General features: G+C 33.7%; 15 protein-coding genes, 2 pseudogenes and 1 riboswitch. Of the genes and pseudogenes, 10 read left to right on the top strand and 7 right to left on the bottom strand.

What is annotated here, in order from left to right; all coding sequences use genetic code 11:
- Positions 1-78: 78 nt before the first annotated feature.
- From guaA to xpt, 4 genes and pseudogenes are all read right to left on the bottom strand, one after another.
- Positions 79-1,620, bottom strand: a complete 1,542-nt coding sequence (guaA, locus tag KA878_RS04710; protein ID WP_053030254.1) for a glutamine-hydrolyzing GMP synthase — start codon at positions 1,618-1,620, stop codon at positions 79-81.
- A gap of 172 nt (positions 1,621-1,792) precedes the next feature.
- Positions 1,793-3,259, bottom strand: a complete 1,467-nt coding sequence (gene guaB / locus KA878_RS04705) for an IMP dehydrogenase (RefSeq protein WP_053030255.1) — start codon at positions 3,257-3,259, stop codon at positions 1,793-1,795.
- A 39-nt stretch (positions 3,260-3,298) separates the two neighbouring features.
- Positions 3,299-4,567 carry a xanthine permease PbuX gene (gene pbuX, locus KA878_RS04700; RefSeq protein ID WP_053030256.1) on the bottom strand — a complete coding sequence of 423 codons (1,269 nt, stop codon included), beginning with the start codon at positions 4,565-4,567 and terminating at the stop codon, positions 3,299-3,301.
- Positions 4,564-5,144, bottom strand: a pseudogene (xpt, locus tag KA878_RS04695) (xanthine phosphoribosyltransferase). The gene pbuX and the pseudogene xpt overlap by 4 nt, the downstream one beginning before the upstream one ends.
- Before the next feature lie 258 nt (positions 5,145-5,402).
- Positions 5,403-5,505, bottom strand: a riboswitch (purine riboswitch).
- Positions 5,506-5,722: 217 nt separating this feature from the next.
- Here xpt and KA878_RS04690 point away from each other — a divergent pair.
- The 4 genes and pseudogenes from KA878_RS04690 to KA878_RS04675 all read left to right on the top strand — a co-directional run bounded on the left by KA878_RS04690 (position 5,723) and on the right by KA878_RS04675 (position 9,387).
- On the top strand, positions 5,723-6,130 hold the full coding sequence (locus KA878_RS04690; protein ID WP_075108940.1) for a general stress protein: 408 nt from the start codon (positions 5,723-5,725) through the stop codon (positions 6,128-6,130).
- Between the two features lie 148 nt (positions 6,131-6,278).
- Positions 6,279-6,947 (top strand): hypothetical protein, encoded by a 669-nt coding sequence (locus KA878_RS04685; RefSeq protein WP_053030259.1) that lies wholly within the window; start codon positions 6,279-6,281, stop codon positions 6,945-6,947.
- Positions 6,948-7,065: 118 nt separating this feature from the next.
- A pseudogene (locus KA878_RS04680) lies at positions 7,066-7,569 on the top strand (DNA-binding protein); the annotation flags it as partial.
- A gap of 429 nt (positions 7,570-7,998) precedes the next feature.
- Positions 7,999-9,387 carry an L-cystine transporter gene (locus tag KA878_RS04675; RefSeq protein WP_075108943.1) on the top strand — a complete coding sequence of 463 codons (1,389 nt, stop codon included), beginning with the start codon at positions 7,999-8,001 and terminating at the stop codon, positions 9,385-9,387.
- A gap of 89 nt (positions 9,388-9,476) precedes the next feature.
- On the opposite strand, the gene nfsA is transcribed toward KA878_RS04675, so the two are convergent.
- Positions 9,477-10,232: an oxygen-insensitive NADPH nitroreductase gene (gene nfsA / locus KA878_RS04670; RefSeq protein WP_193839770.1), complete on the bottom strand. Its 756-nt coding sequence runs from the start codon at positions 10,230-10,232 to the stop codon at positions 9,477-9,479.
- Between the two features lie 157 nt (positions 10,233-10,389).
- Between nfsA and KA878_RS04665 the strand changes: the two genes are divergently transcribed.
- The 5 genes from KA878_RS04665 (at position 10,390) to KA878_RS04645 (ending at position 16,349) form a co-directional block, all read left to right on the top strand.
- Positions 10,390-11,169 (top strand): 2-keto-4-pentenoate hydratase, encoded by a 780-nt coding sequence (locus KA878_RS04665; protein WP_053030263.1) that lies wholly within the window; start codon positions 10,390-10,392, stop codon positions 11,167-11,169.
- 438 nt (positions 11,170-11,607) lie between these two features.
- Positions 11,608-12,177, top strand: a complete 570-nt coding sequence (gene ahpC, locus KA878_RS04660; protein WP_053030264.1) for an alkyl hydroperoxide reductase subunit C — start codon at positions 11,608-11,610, stop codon at positions 12,175-12,177.
- Positions 12,178-12,191: 14 nt separating this feature from the next.
- Positions 12,192-13,715 (top strand): alkyl hydroperoxide reductase subunit F, encoded by a 1,524-nt coding sequence (gene ahpF, locus KA878_RS04655; protein ID WP_193839771.1) that lies wholly within the window; start codon positions 12,192-12,194, stop codon positions 13,713-13,715.
- A gap of 185 nt (positions 13,716-13,900) precedes the next feature.
- Complete coding sequence (locus KA878_RS04650; RefSeq protein WP_193839772.1) at positions 13,901-15,586, top strand: hypothetical protein; 1,686 nt, start codon at positions 13,901-13,903, stop codon at positions 15,584-15,586.
- A 136-nt stretch (positions 15,587-15,722) separates the two neighbouring features.
- Entirely contained in the window at positions 15,723-16,349 is a 627-nt protein-coding gene (locus tag KA878_RS04645; protein WP_053030267.1) for an NDxxF motif lipoprotein, read from the top strand.
- Between the two features lie 241 nt (positions 16,350-16,590).
- Here KA878_RS04645 and KA878_RS04640 read toward each other — a convergent pair whose 3' ends face one another.
- Both KA878_RS04640 and KA878_RS04635 read right to left on the bottom strand, forming a co-directional pair.
- On the bottom strand, positions 16,591-17,169 hold the full coding sequence (locus KA878_RS04640) for a histidine phosphatase family protein (RefSeq protein ID WP_193839773.1): 579 nt from the start codon (positions 17,167-17,169) through the stop codon (positions 16,591-16,593).
- A 23-nt stretch (positions 17,170-17,192) separates the two neighbouring features.
- The gene (locus tag KA878_RS04635; protein WP_193839774.1) at positions 17,193-17,822 is read right to left on the bottom strand and encodes a LysE family translocator; all 630 of its coding nucleotides are present in this window, start codon (positions 17,820-17,822) and stop codon (positions 17,193-17,195) included.
- Between the two features lie 455 nt (positions 17,823-18,277).
- Between KA878_RS04635 and KA878_RS04630 the strand changes: the two genes are divergently transcribed.
- Positions 18,278-18,511, top strand: coding sequence for a hypothetical protein (locus KA878_RS04630; protein ID WP_193839775.1), 234 nt, complete (start codon positions 18,278-18,280; stop codon positions 18,509-18,511).
- The last annotated feature ends 105 nt before the right edge of the window (positions 18,512-18,616 follow it).

The following is an 18,616-nucleotide window of genomic DNA, read 5'->3' as shown; positions in this document are numbered from 1 at the left end:
TTATATAACCTCTCATATTAAAAAGGGCTAGAAACCCTATTATAAAGGTGTTTCTAGCCTATACTTATTTGTTGACTCTTATTCCCACTCAATAGTGCTTGGTGGCTTAGACGTAATGTCATAGACTACGCGGTTAACGTGATCGACTTCATTTACAATACGGCTTGAGATTTTTTGTAAGACTTCCCAATCAATGCGGGCGAAGTCACTTGTCATACCGTCGATAGATGTTACTGCACGGATACCTACAGTATGATCATACGTACGATAATCTCCCATTACACCTACAGATTGAATGCCAGGAAGAACTGTGAAGTATTGCCAAATATCTCTTTCAAGACCTTCTTCACGCACAACCTCACGTAAAATCGCATCTGATTCACGCACAATTTCTAATTTATCTTCTGTAATTTCACCTAACACACGGATACCTAAACCTGGACCTGGGAATGGTTGTCTCCAAACTAAATGTTCAGGAATACCTAATTCAATACCTAAAGCGCGTACTTCGTCTTTGAATAATGTATTGATAGGCTCAATAAGTTCAAATTCCATATCTTCTGGTAATCCACCTACGTTATGGTGAGATTTAATTGTTTGCGCTGTTTTAGTGCCTGATTCAATGACATCAGTATAAAGTGTACCTTGTGCTAAGAAATCAACATCTGTTAATTTAGCCGCTTCATCATCAAACACGTATACAAATTCATTACCAATAATCTTACGTTTTTGTTCTGGATCAGATACCCCTTTTAATTTATCCATGAAACGCTCTTGTGCATTCACACGAATAATATTCATGTCGAAACCTTCACCAAATTGTTCCATAACCATGTCCCCTTCGCCTTTACGAAGTAATCCATGGTCAACAAAGATACATGTTAATTGATCGCCAATCGCTTTATGTAATAAGACTGCTACAACTGATGAATCTACACCACCACTCATCGCACATAAGACTTTACGATTGCCAACACGGTTACGAATTTTTTCAATTTCAATTTCAATAAAGTTTTCCATTGTCCATTCGCCCGTACATTCACAAACACGACGCACAAAGTTTCTTAATAAATCATTACCGTATTCTGTATGACGTACTTCAGGGTGGAATTGAACACCGTAAATTCGGCGTTCTTTGTCTTCAATTGCTGCATAACTTGTACTTGGACTATCCGCGATAACTTCAAATCCTTCTGGAATTTCAATCACTTTATCAGAATGACTCATCCATACTGTTTGTTCAGATGGTAAACCGAAGAATAAATCATCTGATTTCGCATTAATTATTGCTTTTCCATACTCACGTTCGTTAGCGCGTTCAACTTTTCCACCTAAAAGTTTCGTCGTCAACTGCATACCATAACAAATACCGAGTACAGGAATACCTAAATTATAAATGTCGGGGTCAATCGTAAATGAACCTTCCTCATAAACTGAGTTTGGACCACCTGAAAGGATGATACCTTTCGGATTCATACGTTTGATTTCTTCAATTGAAATTTCGTGATCGTGTAATTCACTGTATACGCCCATTTCACGAATACGACGTGTAATCAATTGGTTATATTGACTACCAAAGTCTAAGACAAGAATCAACTCTTGCTCTTGAGCCATTTCCATAATTGTGGATCTCCTTTAAATTGAATTTTATGTAAATAATAGAGAGACACTTTCCAAATGTATTGCTCCAAGATTATGTTTTAAAGTGAACAAACTCTGAGACAAACATATTTGAATTGAAAAGTGCTCCCCATTCTTTCTAACAAACTGCCATCATCACACTACGTTAATTTTAAAATGAGTAGTTAGGTGATTCTTTAGTAATTTGTACATTATGTGGATGACTTTCTGCTAAACCAGCAGGACCCATACGTGTGAATTGTGCTTCGTCACGTAATGTTTTTAAGTCAGGTGAACCTGTATAACCCATACCAGCTCTTACGCCACCCATAAGTTGGTAAATTGTATCTTGTAATGGACCTTTGTAAGCTGTACGACCTTCAATACCTTCAGGGACAAATTTTCTAGGAGATTTGTCTTCTTGGAAGTAACGGTCATTTGATCCTTTTTCCATTGCGCCTAAAGAACCCATGCCTCGGTACACTTTATACTGTCTACCTTGGAATACTTCAGTGGCACCTGGGCTTTCTTCAGTACCAGCTAATAAACTTCCTAGCATTACTGCATGTCCACCAGCTGCTAACGCTTTAATAATATCACCAGAGAATTTAATACCGCCATCTGCTATGATTGCTTTTCCAAATTTACGTGCTTCCGTTGCACAATCATAAATCGCTGTAATTTGAGGTACACCTACACCTGCTACGACACGTGTTGTACAAATTGATCCTGGTCCAATACCAACTTTAACTACGTCAGCACCAGCTTCGAATAATGCACGTGTTGCTTCAGCAGTCGCTACATTACCTGCGATAATAGTAACTTCAGGATATGTTTCTTTCATTTTTTTAACTTCTTGAATCACGCCACTAGAATGACCGTGTGCTGTATCGATAATTAATGCATCTACACCAGCTTCGACTAATTTTTGAGCGCGAATTTCTGTATCTTTAGATGTCCCGATAGCTGCTGCAGCGAGCAAACGACCATGCGCATCTTTAGCTGCATGAGGGAATTCAAGGACTTTTTCAATATCTTTAATTGTAATTAAACCTTCTAAACGGCCATTTTCCACTAAAGGTAATTTTTCAATTTTATGTTCTTGTAGAATTGTTTCGGCTTCATCCAATGTTGTGCCTACAGGAGCTGTAATTAAGTTTTCTTTAGTCATCACATCAGAAATCTTGATTGAAAAATCTTCTATAAAACGTAAATCACGATTAGTTAAAATACCTACTAATGCTCTTGATTCTTTATCACTCACAATTGGTACACCTGAAATACGGTATTTACCCATCAACGCCTCTGCTTCATATACACTTTCATCAGGTGTTAGATAGAATGGATTTGTGATAACACCGTTTTCTGAACGTTTAACTTTTTGAACTTCTTCAGCTTGTTCTTCGATGCCCATATTTTTATGAATGACACCTAGACCACCTTGACGTGCCATTGCAATTGCCATTTTAGATTCGGTTACTGTATCCATACCAGCTGATATAACTGGAATATTTAATTTAATTCGTTCTGATAATTCAACACTAAGATCCGCATCACTAGGTAACACATCTGATGCTGCTGGAATTAATAAAACATCGTCAAACGTCAAAGATTCTTTAGCAAACTTATTTTCCCACATTGATAATACAGCCTCCATTTTTATATATAGTTATTTCTATTATTTCACATTTTCTTCGCTTTGTTTATACTTTATACCATTAAAAAAGAAATTAAGAATAATTGCAGAAATCGCGCCTAATACAATACCGTTTTGAGTTAGCCATGCAAATTGCTCACCTAAAGCTTTAAACGCTTGTGGTACTGCACTAATACCTGTACCCAATCCTACAGATACTGCAATGATTAATAAATTATTTTGATTCTTAAAATCAATATGACCTAAAATACTAACACCGTAAGCCATCACCATACCAAACATCGCAATCATTGCACCGCCTAATACAGGTAATGGAATGATATTAGCTAAAGCACCTAATTTAGGAATACAACCACAAATGAGTAGTAAAACTACCATACCGTAAATCACTTTATTCTTCTTCGCACCTGATAAAGATACTAACCCAACATTTTGTGAATATGCCGTGTAAGGAAATGAATTAAAGATTGATCCTAATACAATAGCAAGACCTTCCGCAGTGTAACCCTTACGAAAATCTTTTCTTTCTAATTTTTTGCCAGTAATTTCACTTAGCGCATGATATACACCAGTCGATTCTATTAAACTTACGATTGCTACAATCGTAAATACCAGTATCGCACCTAAATCAAAACCGAAACCAGAAAAACGAAACGGTTGAGGAATGCCTAACCAATGGGCTTCTCCCACTTGCTTAATATCTACTAAACCAAGCAGATTTGCCAATATTGTTCCTGCAACCAGTCCGATTAAAATCGCAATAGATTTTAAGAACCCTTTTGTAAATCTTTGCAAGATAAGAATAATGATAAGTGTAACGCCACCTAAAATTAAATTTTTAGGATTTCCATAGTCTTTAGCGCCTTCTCCACCAGCTAAATAGTTCATTGCAACTGGCATTAAATTGATACCAATGATTGTAACCACACTTCCTGTTACAACAGGTGGAAAGAACTTAACTAAGTAAGAGAAGAATGGTGCAATAATAACAACTAAAATACCTGATATAAATAATGAACCATATAGCACATCCAGACCCTTTGTTTGACCGATTAAAATCATAGGTGCAACTGCAGTAAACGTACATCCTAGTACAATGGGTAAACCTGTACCTGTTACTTTGTTAGCTTGTAAAAATGTTGCTACACCACACATGAAAACATCCACTGTGACTAAATACGCAATTTGTTCTGGTGTAAACTTTAAACTCGTACCAACGATGATTGGTACTAAGATTGCACCGGCGTACATTGCTAATAAGTGTTGTAAACTTAAAATGAACGTCTTCATTCATTTTCACCTAGTAAAGTCACTTGGTTGCCTTGTAATGAGGCTACTTTACATAATGAAGACACATTTAAACCTGCCTCTTCTAGTCTTTGTCTGCCATCTTGGAAACTTTTCTCAACAACAATGCCAATACCAACTGTTTTAGCTTTAGCTTGTTGTGCAATATCATATAATCCTAGTGAGGCATCGCCATTTGCTAAGAAATCATCAATGATTAAAACTGTATCATTCTCATCTAGAAATTCTTCTGAGACAATCACTGTACTTGTTTTGTTTTTTGTAAACGAATGGATATCCGTACTATAAAAACCATCTTTCAACGTACTTGGTTTCGCTTTTTTAGCGAATAAGCATGGGACATCAAAATGTAATGCCGCCATAATAGCTGGAGCAATGCCTGATGCCTCGATTGTTAAAATCTTAGTAACACCTTTATCTTTAAATTGCTCATAAAATGTTTTGCCTACTTCATGCATTAGTTTTGCATCGATTTGATGATTTAAAAACCATCAACTTTTAATATTTTTTCATCAATTACTACGCCATCTTCTTTGACTTTCTGTCTAAGCGATTCCACGTCAAAACCTCCTAAATTTGTATACAAAAAAAGCCTCAAACTTTACGAGAAAGTTTCAGGATCCATGAGCGAACAGGCAATACATATCATTTTAAAATTTCAAGAAGTCGTATATTTAAATGTATTCTTCTTTAAACACTTTATAATTTTAAATTTGTTTTATCTCATAGGATGAAGTGAATGAATATACAACCTCCAAAGTGAAACAACCTTATACAGTATTTCTAGATAGTCATTTAAATAAACATCGTCCATTTTATGTATTGATTCTGAACCCATAGTCATGTCGTTTGTGGCAACATGGTAGAAACTTCTAAAGCCATATTCTTTAGATTATATGAGTGATATAAATTATTTTACGATAATAGCAAACTTTTGCTTGATTTTCAATATCATAGAAATGGTTATAAGCCCTTTCACAATAATATTTTGTCGTGTAAGCGTTTAACTAAATATTGCTCAACACTATTTGTAAACACTTCTTAATTAATTATATAATAACTATAGTTGCGTTTTATAAATATTCTTAAGGGTATATTTTTATTAAAAGTAGGACGAAAAGATGGAGGGCGATTGATATGGCAGATTTTACCGTATTAGATAAGCAAGATGAAATTTATAACGTTGTACAAAAGAAAAAAGCTGAAGGATATTCAGAAAATGAATTAGTCGTTGTAAGTAAAAGTAAATTACACTTAGATGATTTACATGATTCTCAAGTGACTTTAATTGCCACAAGTGGTTCATTTAGTGATCGCATGTCTAAATTATTAACTGGCGAAGACGGTGAAGAAGCTGTTTTAGCTCGTTATGATTTATCTGAGGATCAAAAAGAAAAATACAAAAAAGAAATCTTAGACGGCAAATTTTTAGTAGTTGCTAACAAAGATGAATCTTCACATGACGAAGTTGAGGAAAATAACTCAGCTTACGAAGAAATTGATATCACACATTATGCGAATGAATCTAAAGGTCCAAAATCATAATCACGATTGGATTTAAACTTTGAAGCCGTAAGATGCGCTATAGTAGTGCGTTTATCTTACGGCCTTTTTTCGTCTCATAACGTTTTATTAATGACGTCTTATTATCTAAATATGCTATACTTAAACAAATATTCGTGGGGGTGATATTATGAAATTTCATGTGATTCAATCAATTAAAGATGCGTATTATGACAAAGCAATCGCTTTTTATAATCAACAATTAGATGTAAATTTTTATGAAGATAGCTATATTATTGAGCGATCCTTAAAAAATAATAAAACAGAAAATGATTATACTTTTCTCGTGGGCATACGAGATGATGAAATCATTAGTTTAGCGACAGCACATTATGAAGCAACAACAAATTCAGCCTTTTTAATACACTTAATTGCGAATAACACTTCAGATTATGAAGATGTCCTCGTTAGCACACTACAAGAAATTGAGCATCAATTAAACCTACTTTCTAATAAGGTGCATGCTCGTGATATTAATTTTGTAATGGTTGAAGTGCCTAAAACAGATCACTCATTACAAGACATTAATCAACAAGCAGTCACTCAACGCCAGCAATTATTGCTATCTAATGGCTTTGAAAGACAAAGTGAAATTGATTATATACATCCAAATTACTCAAAAATTGAATCGCCTTTTAAAGTAGATTTATTCATTAAATCAAACATTGAATTAACTAAAGATATATACCCAGCAAGTGTGAAATCAAATTATATTTTAAAATATGTATTTGCTAATGGTATTTCACGCGATATTATCTATCCTTTATTAGTAAAAATGAATTTACGCCTACCACACTAGGAACACTTGAAATGAGCGATATAAAGGGTTAAACTAATAGTCGAGGTTAGACTGACGTTTCACTGACAGAAGACAAACGTCAGTGTACATAAATCAATGAACGAAAGGACTTTCAGCTATGTTAACCAAAGAATTCGCTCAGCGTGTCGAACTAAGTGAAAAACAAGTCCGTAAAATAGTCCAACATTTAGAAGAACGTGGCTATCAACTTAGTAAGACTGAATACCGTGGCCGTGAAGCTACTGATTTTAAAGAAGAAGATATTGAACTTTTCCAAGATATCGCTGAAAAAGTAAAACAAACAAATAGTTATGATTTAGCTTTTGAAGAGCTTGAAAAGGAAAAAGACTTTTTACAAGTCATTGTTAAAGAAGACAATGAACAATTACCTGCGGATCAAAGCGCTACGCAATTAGTAGAAGAATTACGTACAGAAATTCAAAAAATGCGTGAAGAACGTCAAATGCTTGGTCAAATGATCAGTCAAGTTCATCAACAACAAACAGAATTAAAAGAACTTCAAAATCAAATCACTGAAAAATTAGATGTTAATAATCAATCATTATTAGCTATTCAAAATGCTCAAGAAGCCATTCAAACGGCTCAAAAAGAGCAATCTGAATACACTAAAAATGATTTAGTTAAAGAAATTAATGATAAAAATCAACAATCTATCGATACATTAAAAGAGGATATTACGACACAATCTCAGTCATCTCCTCTTGGTAGACCTAACGATGAAAAGAAAGGTTTCTTTGCACGATTATTTAACTTATAAATCTTTCAAATAAAGCGAACAGTTGTGACACTATCAATTTGTCACAATACTATTAATATAAGGGTGAGACAGCATTCATTTTGAATCCACTGCCTCACCCTTTTTTTATATGATTAATAATTTAAAACTTTAAATTGTTTTAATTTAATTAGCTATTGTGTCTTTTCAAAAACTTATAATTTATGCTTTTTATTTCAAAGTATTGAAATATAAAATAAATAGTATTATCCTTATAAAGTATGTCGGAATTAGAATATTATAAGGAGATTCATTATGGGGACTTTTTTTACAGTTATTAATATTGTCATTATGATTGTATTCTTAATTGGGTTATTTATAATGGCTAAAAAACACGTCTCATTTCCTAAAAGAGTATTTACCGCATTAGGATTGGGTATCGTGTTTGGAATTGCTTTACATCTCATTTATGGTGCTAACTCTAAAGTACTTGAAACAACTACAGATTGGTTCAGTATTGTAGGAGACGGCTATGTTGCATTACTACAGATGATTGTAATGCCACTGATTTTCATTTCAATCGTATCTGCATTCAGCAAAATACAAATTGGTGATAAATTCGCTAAAATCGGTACTTATATTTTTATGTTTTTAATTGGAACTGTAGCTATTGCTGCTATCGTAGGAATTTTTTATGCCATTGTATTTGGCCTCGATGCCTCAAGCATTGATTTAGGCAGTGCAGAAAATTCAAGAGGAAGCGAAATTAGTAATCAAGCGAAAGATATAACTGCTAATACGTTACCACAACAAATTCTAGAATTATTACCAAGTAATCCATTCTTAGATTTCACTGGTCAAAGAACAACGTCTACAATTGCAGTGGTTATCTTTGCGATTTTTGTAGGCTTTGCTTATTTACGTGTGGCTCGCAAACAACCGGATAGTGGTAGTTTATTAAAACGTGGTATCGATGCAATTTACTCATTGGTCATGTCTATCGTGACATTTGTATTAAGACTCACACCATACGGTATCATTGCGATTATGGCATCAACAATCGCTACAAGTGATTTCCAAGCGATATGGACATTAGGTAAATTTATGGTTGCATCATATGCAGCATTAATCACAATGTACATTATCCATTTAATATTATTAGCAATTATGGGTATCAATCCAGTTCGTTACGTTAAGAAAACATTCGAAGTGCTTGTATTCGCATTCACTTCTCGTTCAAGTGCGGGTGCATTACCATTAAACATTCAAACGCAAACGCAGCGATTAGGTGTACCAGATGGGATTGCTAATTTCTCAGCATCATTTGGCTTATCCATAGGTCAAAATGGTTGTGCAGGTATTTATCCTGCGATGCTAGCTATCATGGTAGCACCAGTTGCAAACGTAGATATTGATCTACCATTTATACTTACTTTAATTGGCGTTGTTATTATCAGTTCATTTGGTGTAGCTGGTGTCGGTGGTGGCGCAACATTTGCATCCATCCTCGTATTATCAACGTTAAACCTTCCAGTAGCACTTGCAGGGGTACTTATCTCAATCGAACCCATCATCGATATGGGACGTACTGCATTGAACGTTAATGATTCAATATTAGCAGGTACTGGTACAGCTAAGCTGACTGGTAATATGGACAAAGATAAGTTTAACTCAAACGAATATGGAGATTTATCAACAAATTAATTCATATTTTAAAAAGCGTAGCTCAAACGTTATTGTGTTTATTTCAAACAATTGTAATCGTTAGCTACGCTTTCTTTATTAAAACGCGATTATTTCTTCATTAATCCTGATTTATTCAATTCTTCTAACATATCTAAACGTGTTTTTCCACTTAAGAACCCAGCGACTTGTTCTGACCATGTTTCTTGGCGTTTTCCATTCGTTCGTTCTTTATAATAGTTACTAACTGTCTCATCATATTTTTGAATCGCTTCTCTTTGTTCTTTCGCATTACTATTATAAACATTTTTATGGAATACATGATCAAGCGGTAAACGTGGCTTAGGTGCACCATTCTCATCCTCTGCCGGTTCTCCCACAGCCATTCCAAATAATGGAAATGCATATTCAGGTAAATCTAAAATTTCTTTAACACGACCAACATCATTTCGTAGTGAACCTAAATAAACAATACCATAACCCATATCTTCTGCAGCCAAAGCCATATTTTCAGACACTAAAGCCACATCGATTGCGCCTACTAATAACCCCTCTGCTGATTCAAAAGAAGTTTGCATGTCAAAATCAACAGTTTCATTGATTAAATTGTGACGATAATAATCTAAAACAAAGACAAATAAATAGCCATTATCCACAACATATGGCTGTCCTGATACTTCTTTTAATTGTTCTTTAATGTTTGGGTCTTCTACACCAATGATTGAGTATGTTTGTAAATAACTAGACGTTGATGCACTCTGACCTGCTTCTACCAACTTTCTAACTGTGTCGTCACTTAGCGGTTTATCTTTAAATTGTCTTACCGAATGGTGTTTTTTCATTAAATTGTAAACATAGTCTGTCATTGTATCCACTCCTTCAATCCTATTGACTACATCGTAACAATTTATTTTTTATTTTGCTTTTATAAAGAATTACTTATCTTCCATAAACCATTTGCATGATGGTCATTTTATAGTTATCATAATAGTAACAATTTTCAGATATTTAAGGAGAGATAGTATGAGCCAAGCAAATAAAGAAGTATCAAACGCCTTATTTCAAGCATATATGTCAAAGGAACCTATTGAATTTGTAAGTAACACACACACGCTTACTGAACCTGAAGCTTATCAAACACAAGATGATCTTATTCAGCAAATTCAAGCTGAGAAGCAGGTCCCTATCAAAGGTTATAAAGTAAGTATGACAAGTGCTGCAACTCAAGCCATCGCTAATACTAACGAACCAGCTTACGGTACAATTTTATCTCATCAAGTTGTAGAAAATGGTCATGGCGTATCACTCACTACATTATTTGCGCCACTATTAGAACCTGAAATTATTTTTGAATTAACTGCCGACTTACCTGAAGATGCTGACACGCAAACGATATTAGAAAGTGTGAAAATCGCACCAGGAATCGAAATTCCAGATGCACGTTATAAAGATTGGTTCCCTAATTTCACTCTAGGTGACTTGATTTCTGATAATACTGCTACAGGACTCATCGTAGTGGGCGAACGTATCACACCTCTCGATTATGAAGCATTCGCAGATATTAATTTAAAATTATTCAAAGATAATCAGCAAATTGAAACTGGTCACTCTAGTGAAGTGCTTGGAAACCCTATTGAATCCGTGAAATGGTTAAATAAAAAATTACATTCTCATGGCAAATCTTTAAAAAGAGGACAATTTATTTCTTCTGGAACCTTTATTTCTCCTTTAAATTTAGAAGAAGGTACGTATACTGCTGACTATGACAAAGTAGGATCAGTCACAGTTAAAGTCATTGATTAACCATATGTTCCAACATTATCCTGAGTCTTAAATAAATCATTTATACACCCTATTCATTATTATTGAACGGAACAATGAAATCTTCATACTATATGTGGTTTCTATTCCGTTCTTTTTATATTTATTTTATTTTGCATGATCAAAAATATATGTTTAGTTGAGAATGAAAAAGGTTAATTGATATTCAGAAAAAATGATGACACCTATTTTTCAAATTAAAAACTAAAACTTAATCACTTCTTCATTTTCTTAACGACGTGTTAAAAAACCCGTTTTAACAATGTTAAAATAGCATTTTATCACTTATAAGTGCATTAAGTTGACGAATAAGAAATAGCATGTAATAATAATACTTAAGAAATTAGAATTATTATAAACAAGCAATTATTATTATGTAGTTCTAATTAATATTCACGATAATCAGGAGGAATTTAAGTTATGTCTTTAATCAATAAAGAAATTTTACCATTCACAGCGCAAGCTTATGATCCTAAAAACGACGAATTCAAAGAAGTAAGCCAAGATGATTTAAAAGGTTCTTGGAGTGTCGTATGTTTCTACCCAGCTGACTTCTCATTCGTATGTCCAACTGAATTAGAAGATTTACAAAACCAATATGACAAATTACAAGACTTAGGTGTAAATGTATTCTCAGTATCAACTGATACACATTTCGTACACAAAGCTTGGCATGATCATTCAGATGCTATCAGCAAAATCCAATATCAAATGATTGGTGACCCTTCACAAACAATCACTCGTAACTTCGACGTATTAGACGAAGAACTTGGATTAGCTCAACGTGGTACATTCATTATTGACCCAGACGGCGTTGTTCAAGCAGCTGAAATCAATGCAGATGGTATTGGCCGTGACGCAAGCACATTAGTAAATAAAATCAAAGCCGCTCAATACGTACGTCAACATCCAGGTGAAGTTTGCCCAGCTAAATGGGAAGAAGGTTCTGAATCATTACAACCAGGATTAGACTTAGTAGGTAAAATTTAAGGAGGCATTAAAGAATGCTTAATGCTGATTTAAAACAACAATTACAGCAACTTTTAGGACTTATGGAAGGCGATGTAGAATTCAGAGCAAGTATCGGTTCTGATGATAAATCTAAAGAGCTTAAAGCACTTTTAGACGAAATCGCTGAAATGTCTGAGCACATTACAATCGTAGAAAAAGAATTAAAACGTACGCCAAGTTTCTCAGTTAGCAAACCTGATGAAGAAGCTGGTATCACGTTTGCCGGAATTCCTTTAGGTCATGAATTTAATTCACTTGTATTAGCAATTTTACAAGTTAGTGGTCGTGCCCCTAAAGAGAAACAATCTATCATTGATCAAATTAAAGGTTTAGAAGGTAAATACAACTTCGAGACATACGTTAGTTTAACGTGTCAAAAATGTCCTGATGTTGTCCAAGCATTAAACCTAATGAGTGTTGTTAACCCTAACATCACGCATACGATGATTGATGGTGCTGTATTCCGTGAAGAGTCAGAAGATATCATGGCTGTTCCTGCAGTATTCTTAGATGGTGAAGAATTTGGTAATGGACGTATGACCATTTCAGATATCTTAACTAAATTAGGCAGCACACAAGACGCTTCTGAATTCGAAGGTAAAGACCCTTACGATGTTTTAATCATCGGTGGTGGTCCAGCTAGTGGTAGTGCAGCCATTTACACTGCTCGTAAAGGACTACGTACTGGTATTATTGCTGACCGTATTGGTGGTCAAGTTAATGATACTGCTGGTATCGAGAACTTTATCACTGTAAAAGAAACAACAGGTTCTCAATTTTCAGCTAATCTCGCAGCACACATTGATGAATATGACATTGATACAATGACAGGCATCCGTGCTACTAATATTGAGAAGACAGATCAAGCCATCCGTGTCACACTTGAAAATGATGCTGTTTTAGAAACTAAGACTGCTATTATTTCAACAGGTGCAAGTTGGCGTAAGCTTAACATTCCTGGTGAAGATCGTTTAATTAATAAAGGGGTTGCTTTCTGCCCTCACTGTGATGGTCCTTTATTCGAAAATAAAGACGTTGCAGTTATCGGTGGAGGAAACTCTGGTGTTGAAGCTGCTATCGACTTAGCAGGAATTGTTAAACATGTTACTTTATTTGAATATTCATCAGAACTTAAAGCAGACACAGTATTACAAGATCGTTTACGTTCACTATCAAACGTAGACATTCACACGAGTGCAAGAACTGCTGAAGTATTAGGTGAAGATCATGTAACTGGTATTAGTTACGAAGATTTAACTACTGGCGAAATGAAAGAATTAAGCTTAGATGGTATCTTCGTACAAATTGGATTAGTACCAAACACACATTGGATTGGTGACGCAGTAGAATTAAATAACCGTGGCGAAATTGTTATTGATCGTAATAACAATACAAACGTTCCAGGTATATTTGCGGCTGGTGACGTTACTGACCAAAAAAATAAACAAATTATTATTTCTATGGGTGCTGGTGCCAATGCGGCATTAAATGCATTCGATTATATCATTAGAAATTAATTACTATCTAAGGATAGGTGTAAGGTCTTTATGACCTTGCTTCTTATCCCTATCAATCACTTAACCTATCAAATATCTTCATATATAACAGAGACCCATGTAAGGGTCTCTGTTTTTTGTGTGACTTTCATATTATCTATGATAATCTAAACTTATGCAGATAAATAACATTGGAGGTCTTCTTTATGTATGAATCGCTATCTCTAATTTCAGAGGAACAAACGAGTAACTTGAAGCAACTTGTAAATCCACCATCTTATTACAGCAAAGCCGATATGTTGTTTGAACTCGCTTCACAACCTAAAACATTAACGCGACTTTACAATGAGATGAGTCAATCTGAGAAAAATTATATTAGTACTTTTTTAAAAAATGGTGAATCACTCATTCTAATTAATAAGAGAAAATTAAAAAAGTTACCTATTTGTTATAAATATGGCATTGTTACATTTGTAAAAGAAGATACGTTTGTCGTAAATAATCTCATACTGACTATGTTGAACGAAGTGGTTTTAAACAAAAAGTACCCTGAGTTTCCACCAAAAACCATCAGAGAAGAAGATTATGTTATGAAACTTCATGGGCAATATACAGCAATTGAAAAGTATAAAAACGTTTCTCTTAAAGAGGAAATGGCTGAATATAATATGGAAAGTCTAAAAGATATTTGTCGTTCTTATAAAATTAAAGGGTTCTCTAATAAGAACAAAGCCTCAATTATCGATTTAATAAATGACGCTTTCTTCCGAGATTTTTCAATTTTAAAACAGGAATTCGGACGAATGCCCCGTAGAATACTAGATATCTTTGTAGATACATATAAATCTGGTAAAAATGTTGATACGAATTATGACTTCAATGCATTAAATGCATACTTAGGTATGGATTTCCAGGTCTTAGAAAGACATCTATTTATTTTAAGATTTGATATACGTAGCGAAGTTATTATCATACCACAGGATGTTATGAATCATTTTTCACAATATGTGAATGATATTGGTGGGTTAGATAATCTTTTGCCCGATTTACTGACTATTAATAACGACGTCCCCTTCTTAGATGAAGATGACTATATTGATGAAGAATTGAATCTTTTATTCGATATAAATAGCGATCATATTAACAAACTTATAGATATGGGCGTTGAAAACATCGATGAGCATGATTTAGAAAAATTATTAAGCGATGAGATTCTAGATTCTACATTTACGAATAGTGTTAATAATTTGTTAAAAGAAGCACATGTTGAATATAAAATAAGCGAAATGAAGGATCAAAATAAAAGTGATAAAGAAATTACCTTATTTAGATTTTATACTGCAGCAACAAATTTATATGGTGTCGTATCACTGCAATTCGTTTCAAAATTATTAAAACGATTATTAAACACATCAAAATCAAGCAATGAAATTAAATTCCATATTCAATCTTTAAATATGCATCACTTCACAGTTATTAAGCAAGGGTATTTAGTCCATCCAGTAATGGCAAATTATATTGATCCAACTTATGTTGAATCATTAGATCTTGATTATTATGAACCAAAGACATTAAAAGAGTTACTTTCTTTCGATGTCCATGAATATTATAAAGCGGACAAAGTGATTAAAGAATTTAAAACGTTCATAAAACACTACTTCACTACTGATGATAAAGAAGAGATACACACGGATATGACTATGTTATTCCACGAATTACGTTCATCTTCAGACTTAGATGAAGCGATTATGGCTATTGAAGTTATGATTGCAGGAGATATGCTGTACCCTATTCCCGAGGATAAACTAACCGAGCAAGTAGAACAGGTTTGGACTCATTTAAGACTTTGGTTTGCAAAAGGTAATACAATAGTAGAAATACAAAATATGTAGATGGATAAATGCCACAAATTGTTCATAGATAATTGTGATTTTAAGCACTTAACATTCAATTATTTTTCAATAAATGATAATCTATTACTATGTAAAATTATAGTTGCGTTACTAATAAAGGAGATTTTAGAAACCTATGAAGAAAAGTTTAATAATAGGTCTCTTTTTATCATTATTACTAACATTAAGTGCTTGTGCACCTAAGGAGAATAATGATTCAACAGACCATCATAGTAATGGTGTTAATGCACCTAAAAATGCTAAAGCGTTGAAAGAGAGCGATATTTTCACTTCCGATAAAAAGAATCAAAAACTAACTGAAGATGAAATGAATAAAGCCATTAAAAAATATTTAGATGTAAATAGTGATATTTTAGATAATAAATATGTAATGCAAAGCCAAATTGACCGTCAAAGTACAGGTCAAACACACGTTACGGATGAACAAGCCAAAAAACTTAGCAACTTATCAAATTTGGCCGTTAAAAACGATATACATTTCAAAGATTTCGTAAAAAACAATACGTTACCTTCTGGTTATAAAGAAAATACGGAGCGAATTATTAACTACTTCCACGCCTTAAATAGTACGATTGCGGATGTAGATAAGAGTATTGAACAACTTAATTATGAACCTCAAAATACAATTAATGTCGTCGATGTGCCTACGCATTATGCAGGTGATGTGAATGGTAAACAACAAGATAAAATCCAAAAATTCCTAGATGATAAAAATATTAAGTCTGACGTATTAGATAAATAAAAAACATACTAAGATTAGCTGTAGAGAGAAGTAGACTGTACGCTCTCAGCTTGCTTAGCTTGTAGAATTTCTTAGTGAAATTCTCTTTGGTGAAGCCCGCCCGCAAGGTTGACTAGAACTGAAAAAGCTTGATTTAAGCGCTTTTTCAGTTCAATCAGCTACTGCGAATTTACAAAATAACACCATTATATTATGTATGTCCCAACCTCTTTTAATTGTTAAGCAATTATTTTCATACATATTATATTTCTAAAAAGTATGGCTTACAATTGTCGACATTGTAATCTAATGCTTCATCCTCATCAATCATATTGAAATATGCAAATATACAACGAATAACGACTTGATGTGCTACAATCACAATTGTTTTATCATCATGACGATTCAATTGTTCAAAAAATAGATGAACTCTTTGATATACATCTCTATAACTCTCACCCTCAGGCGCTTTTTGAGTGAAACTATGACGGAAATCTTTATACTCCGGATCATTAAAGTAACGATGATACTCCGCATCATGCATCAACGTATCTTTATACTCGCCCTCAAACACGCCAAGTGAACGTTCACGAAGCAATGACGTAATTGTCGTCGGTATCTCATAAGGAAAGATATAGCGATAGGTTTCTTGCGTACGCGTTAAGTCGGATACATAGACGTGATCAATTTGTCTTTCTTTAAAATAACTTTCTAAATTTTGTGCACCCTCAATACCCTTTTTAGTTAGTGGTACATCTAATTGACCACAGAAATAAGCTCTTTTATGTTTGTTGTCATAATTTGATTGTGATTCACCATGTCTCACTAAATATAGTTTCATATACTACAATCCTTTACTTTAATTTAACTACTCTTGCTTAATAATAAATGAATGGATAACCCAATTAAAATGATACCTACCATATAATCGAATGCAGCTTTTATTTTCGGTTGACTGAATAGTAACTTAATATATTGAAATACAAATACACAGAATAAAAACCAAATTAAGATAACGATGATGACAATTATAGATAAAACGGCTACTTGTGACTTTACTTCAATACCACCCGTTGATAGAAATTGAGGTAAAACACTCACATAATACAGTAGTGCTTTAGGATTTAAAATAGTGCTAATAAAGCCTTGACGATACGAAGTAAAATAGCTCACATCATCTATGCCAATACGAGTTGTATTAAAATTCATCGACTGACGTGCGGTGCGAATACTTTGTACGCCTAAATACACTAGATAGCACGCACCAAGTATTTTAATGATCAAAAATATGTAATATAAACTTGTAAGGATATATATAATGCCCAACACAGCTAATGACGAATAAATGACATGTGCAAAAGTGATACCTAATGCTGACATTGCCCCATTTACTTTACCCGAATGGATTGTATTTTTCATAACAATTAAAAAATCGGGACCAGGCACTATAATGATAAGTAACGTAATAGTAATAAAGGTTAAGATACCTTCCATATACACACCCACTTCAATTTAATATTATATAGATTATGGCATACTTAAATTGTAAATGTAAGTCTACGGGTAGTCTAAAATTCCAAAAGTAGCACGATTCTTTAGCGTTTAATACTTAACTTAAATACGACTTTTACAAATCATAGGACTAAACGAAATTTTTTAATATTTTAAGTACTTTTCATTGTCATTATGGTCGGTTACATGGTAGTATAAGGGTGTAGTTAAATAATAACTACAAAGTCTTTTATATTCATGAACATAATACTCCTGGGTGACGCCTTAACCCGACGTCACCCTCTTTTTATGCCCAATTTTAATCCCTTTTCCTAGTACTCCTCACAAAATAAACACCGAAATGATAATCATTAGCATTTAAGTAAAATTACTGTCATCATGCATTTTTACATGCTACATTATAACTAAGTAATCACACTTATTGGGGGGAATCAATAATGGAATTGCTAGGCTATAAAATGATTAATGACGAACTCATGGCAACTGTTAAATCTGATCACGGACATATATTTAGATATTCATTTAATATTGAAACACCAGAATATGAAATTTTAGAAATACTAGAAGAAGTTAATCAACATGTTGATAATGGCAGACATCCATTAGGATGCGAGATTATTAAGAACTATGATTATGATGCGATTCACAATCATCAAGCTTTGATTAACTAAATTGCATAAAACAAAAAAAGGGAGCGGGACGGAATTCTTTTGAATTCGTCGTCCCACTCCCAGCTTGCTTTGCTTGTAGAATTTCTTGATGAAATTCTCTTTGCT

Origin of the sequence: Staphylococcus sp. GDY8P57P (assembly GCF_017892585.1) — a bacterium.
Lineage (GTDB): Bacteria > Bacillota > Bacilli > Staphylococcales > Staphylococcaceae > Staphylococcus > Staphylococcus borealis.
Note: the sequence above shows the minus strand (reverse complement) of the source record. Positions and strands in the feature narration are given on the sequence as shown.

What these genes read in the sequence shown, in the direction of transcription:
- KA878_RS04665 (WP_053030263.1), top strand. Translation starts at nt 10,390, where the DNA reads ATGAGCCAAGCAAATAAAGAAGTATCAAACGCCTTATTTCAAGCATAT.
- ahpF (WP_193839771.1), top strand. Translation starts at nt 12,192, where the DNA reads ATGCTTAATGCTGATTTAAAACAACAATTACAGCAACTTTTAGGACTT.
- KA878_RS04690 (WP_075108940.1), top strand. Translation starts at nt 5,723, where the DNA reads ATGGCAGATTTTACCGTATTAGATAAGCAAGATGAAATTTATAACGTT.
- KA878_RS04675 (WP_075108943.1), top strand. Translation starts at nt 7,999, where the DNA reads ATGGGGACTTTTTTTACAGTTATTAATATTGTCATTATGATTGTATTC.
- KA878_RS04645 (WP_053030267.1), top strand. Translation starts at nt 15,723, where the DNA reads ATGAAGAAAAGTTTAATAATAGGTCTCTTTTTATCATTATTACTAACA.
- KA878_RS04640 (WP_193839773.1), bottom strand. Translation starts at nt 17,169, where the DNA reads ATGAAACTATATTTAGTGAGACATGGTGAATCACAATCAAATTATGAC.
- guaA (WP_053030254.1), bottom strand. Translation starts at nt 1,620, where the DNA reads ATGGAAATGGCTCAAGAGCAAGAGTTGATTCTTGTCTTAGACTTTGGT.
- KA878_RS04685 (WP_053030259.1), top strand. Translation starts at nt 6,279, where the DNA reads ATGAAATTTCATGTGATTCAATCAATTAAAGATGCGTATTATGACAAA.
- pbuX (WP_053030256.1), bottom strand. Translation starts at nt 4,567, where the DNA reads ATGAAGACGTTCATTTTAAGTTTACAACACTTATTAGCAATGTACGCC.
- nfsA (WP_193839770.1), bottom strand. Translation starts at nt 10,232, where the DNA reads ATGACAGACTATGTTTACAATTTAATGAAAAAACACCATTCGGTAAGA.
- KA878_RS04635 (WP_193839774.1), bottom strand. Translation starts at nt 17,822, where the DNA reads ATGGAAGGTATCTTAACCTTTATTACTATTACGTTACTTATCATTATA.
- KA878_RS04650 (WP_193839772.1), top strand. Translation starts at nt 13,901, where the DNA reads ATGTATGAATCGCTATCTCTAATTTCAGAGGAACAAACGAGTAACTTG.
- guaB (WP_053030255.1), bottom strand. Translation starts at nt 3,259, where the DNA reads ATGTGGGAAAATAAGTTTGCTAAAGAATCTTTGACGTTTGACGATGTT.
- ahpC (WP_053030264.1), top strand. Translation starts at nt 11,608, where the DNA reads ATGTCTTTAATCAATAAAGAAATTTTACCATTCACAGCGCAAGCTTAT.
- KA878_RS04630 (WP_193839775.1), top strand. Translation starts at nt 18,278, where the DNA reads ATGGAATTGCTAGGCTATAAAATGATTAATGACGAACTCATGGCAACT.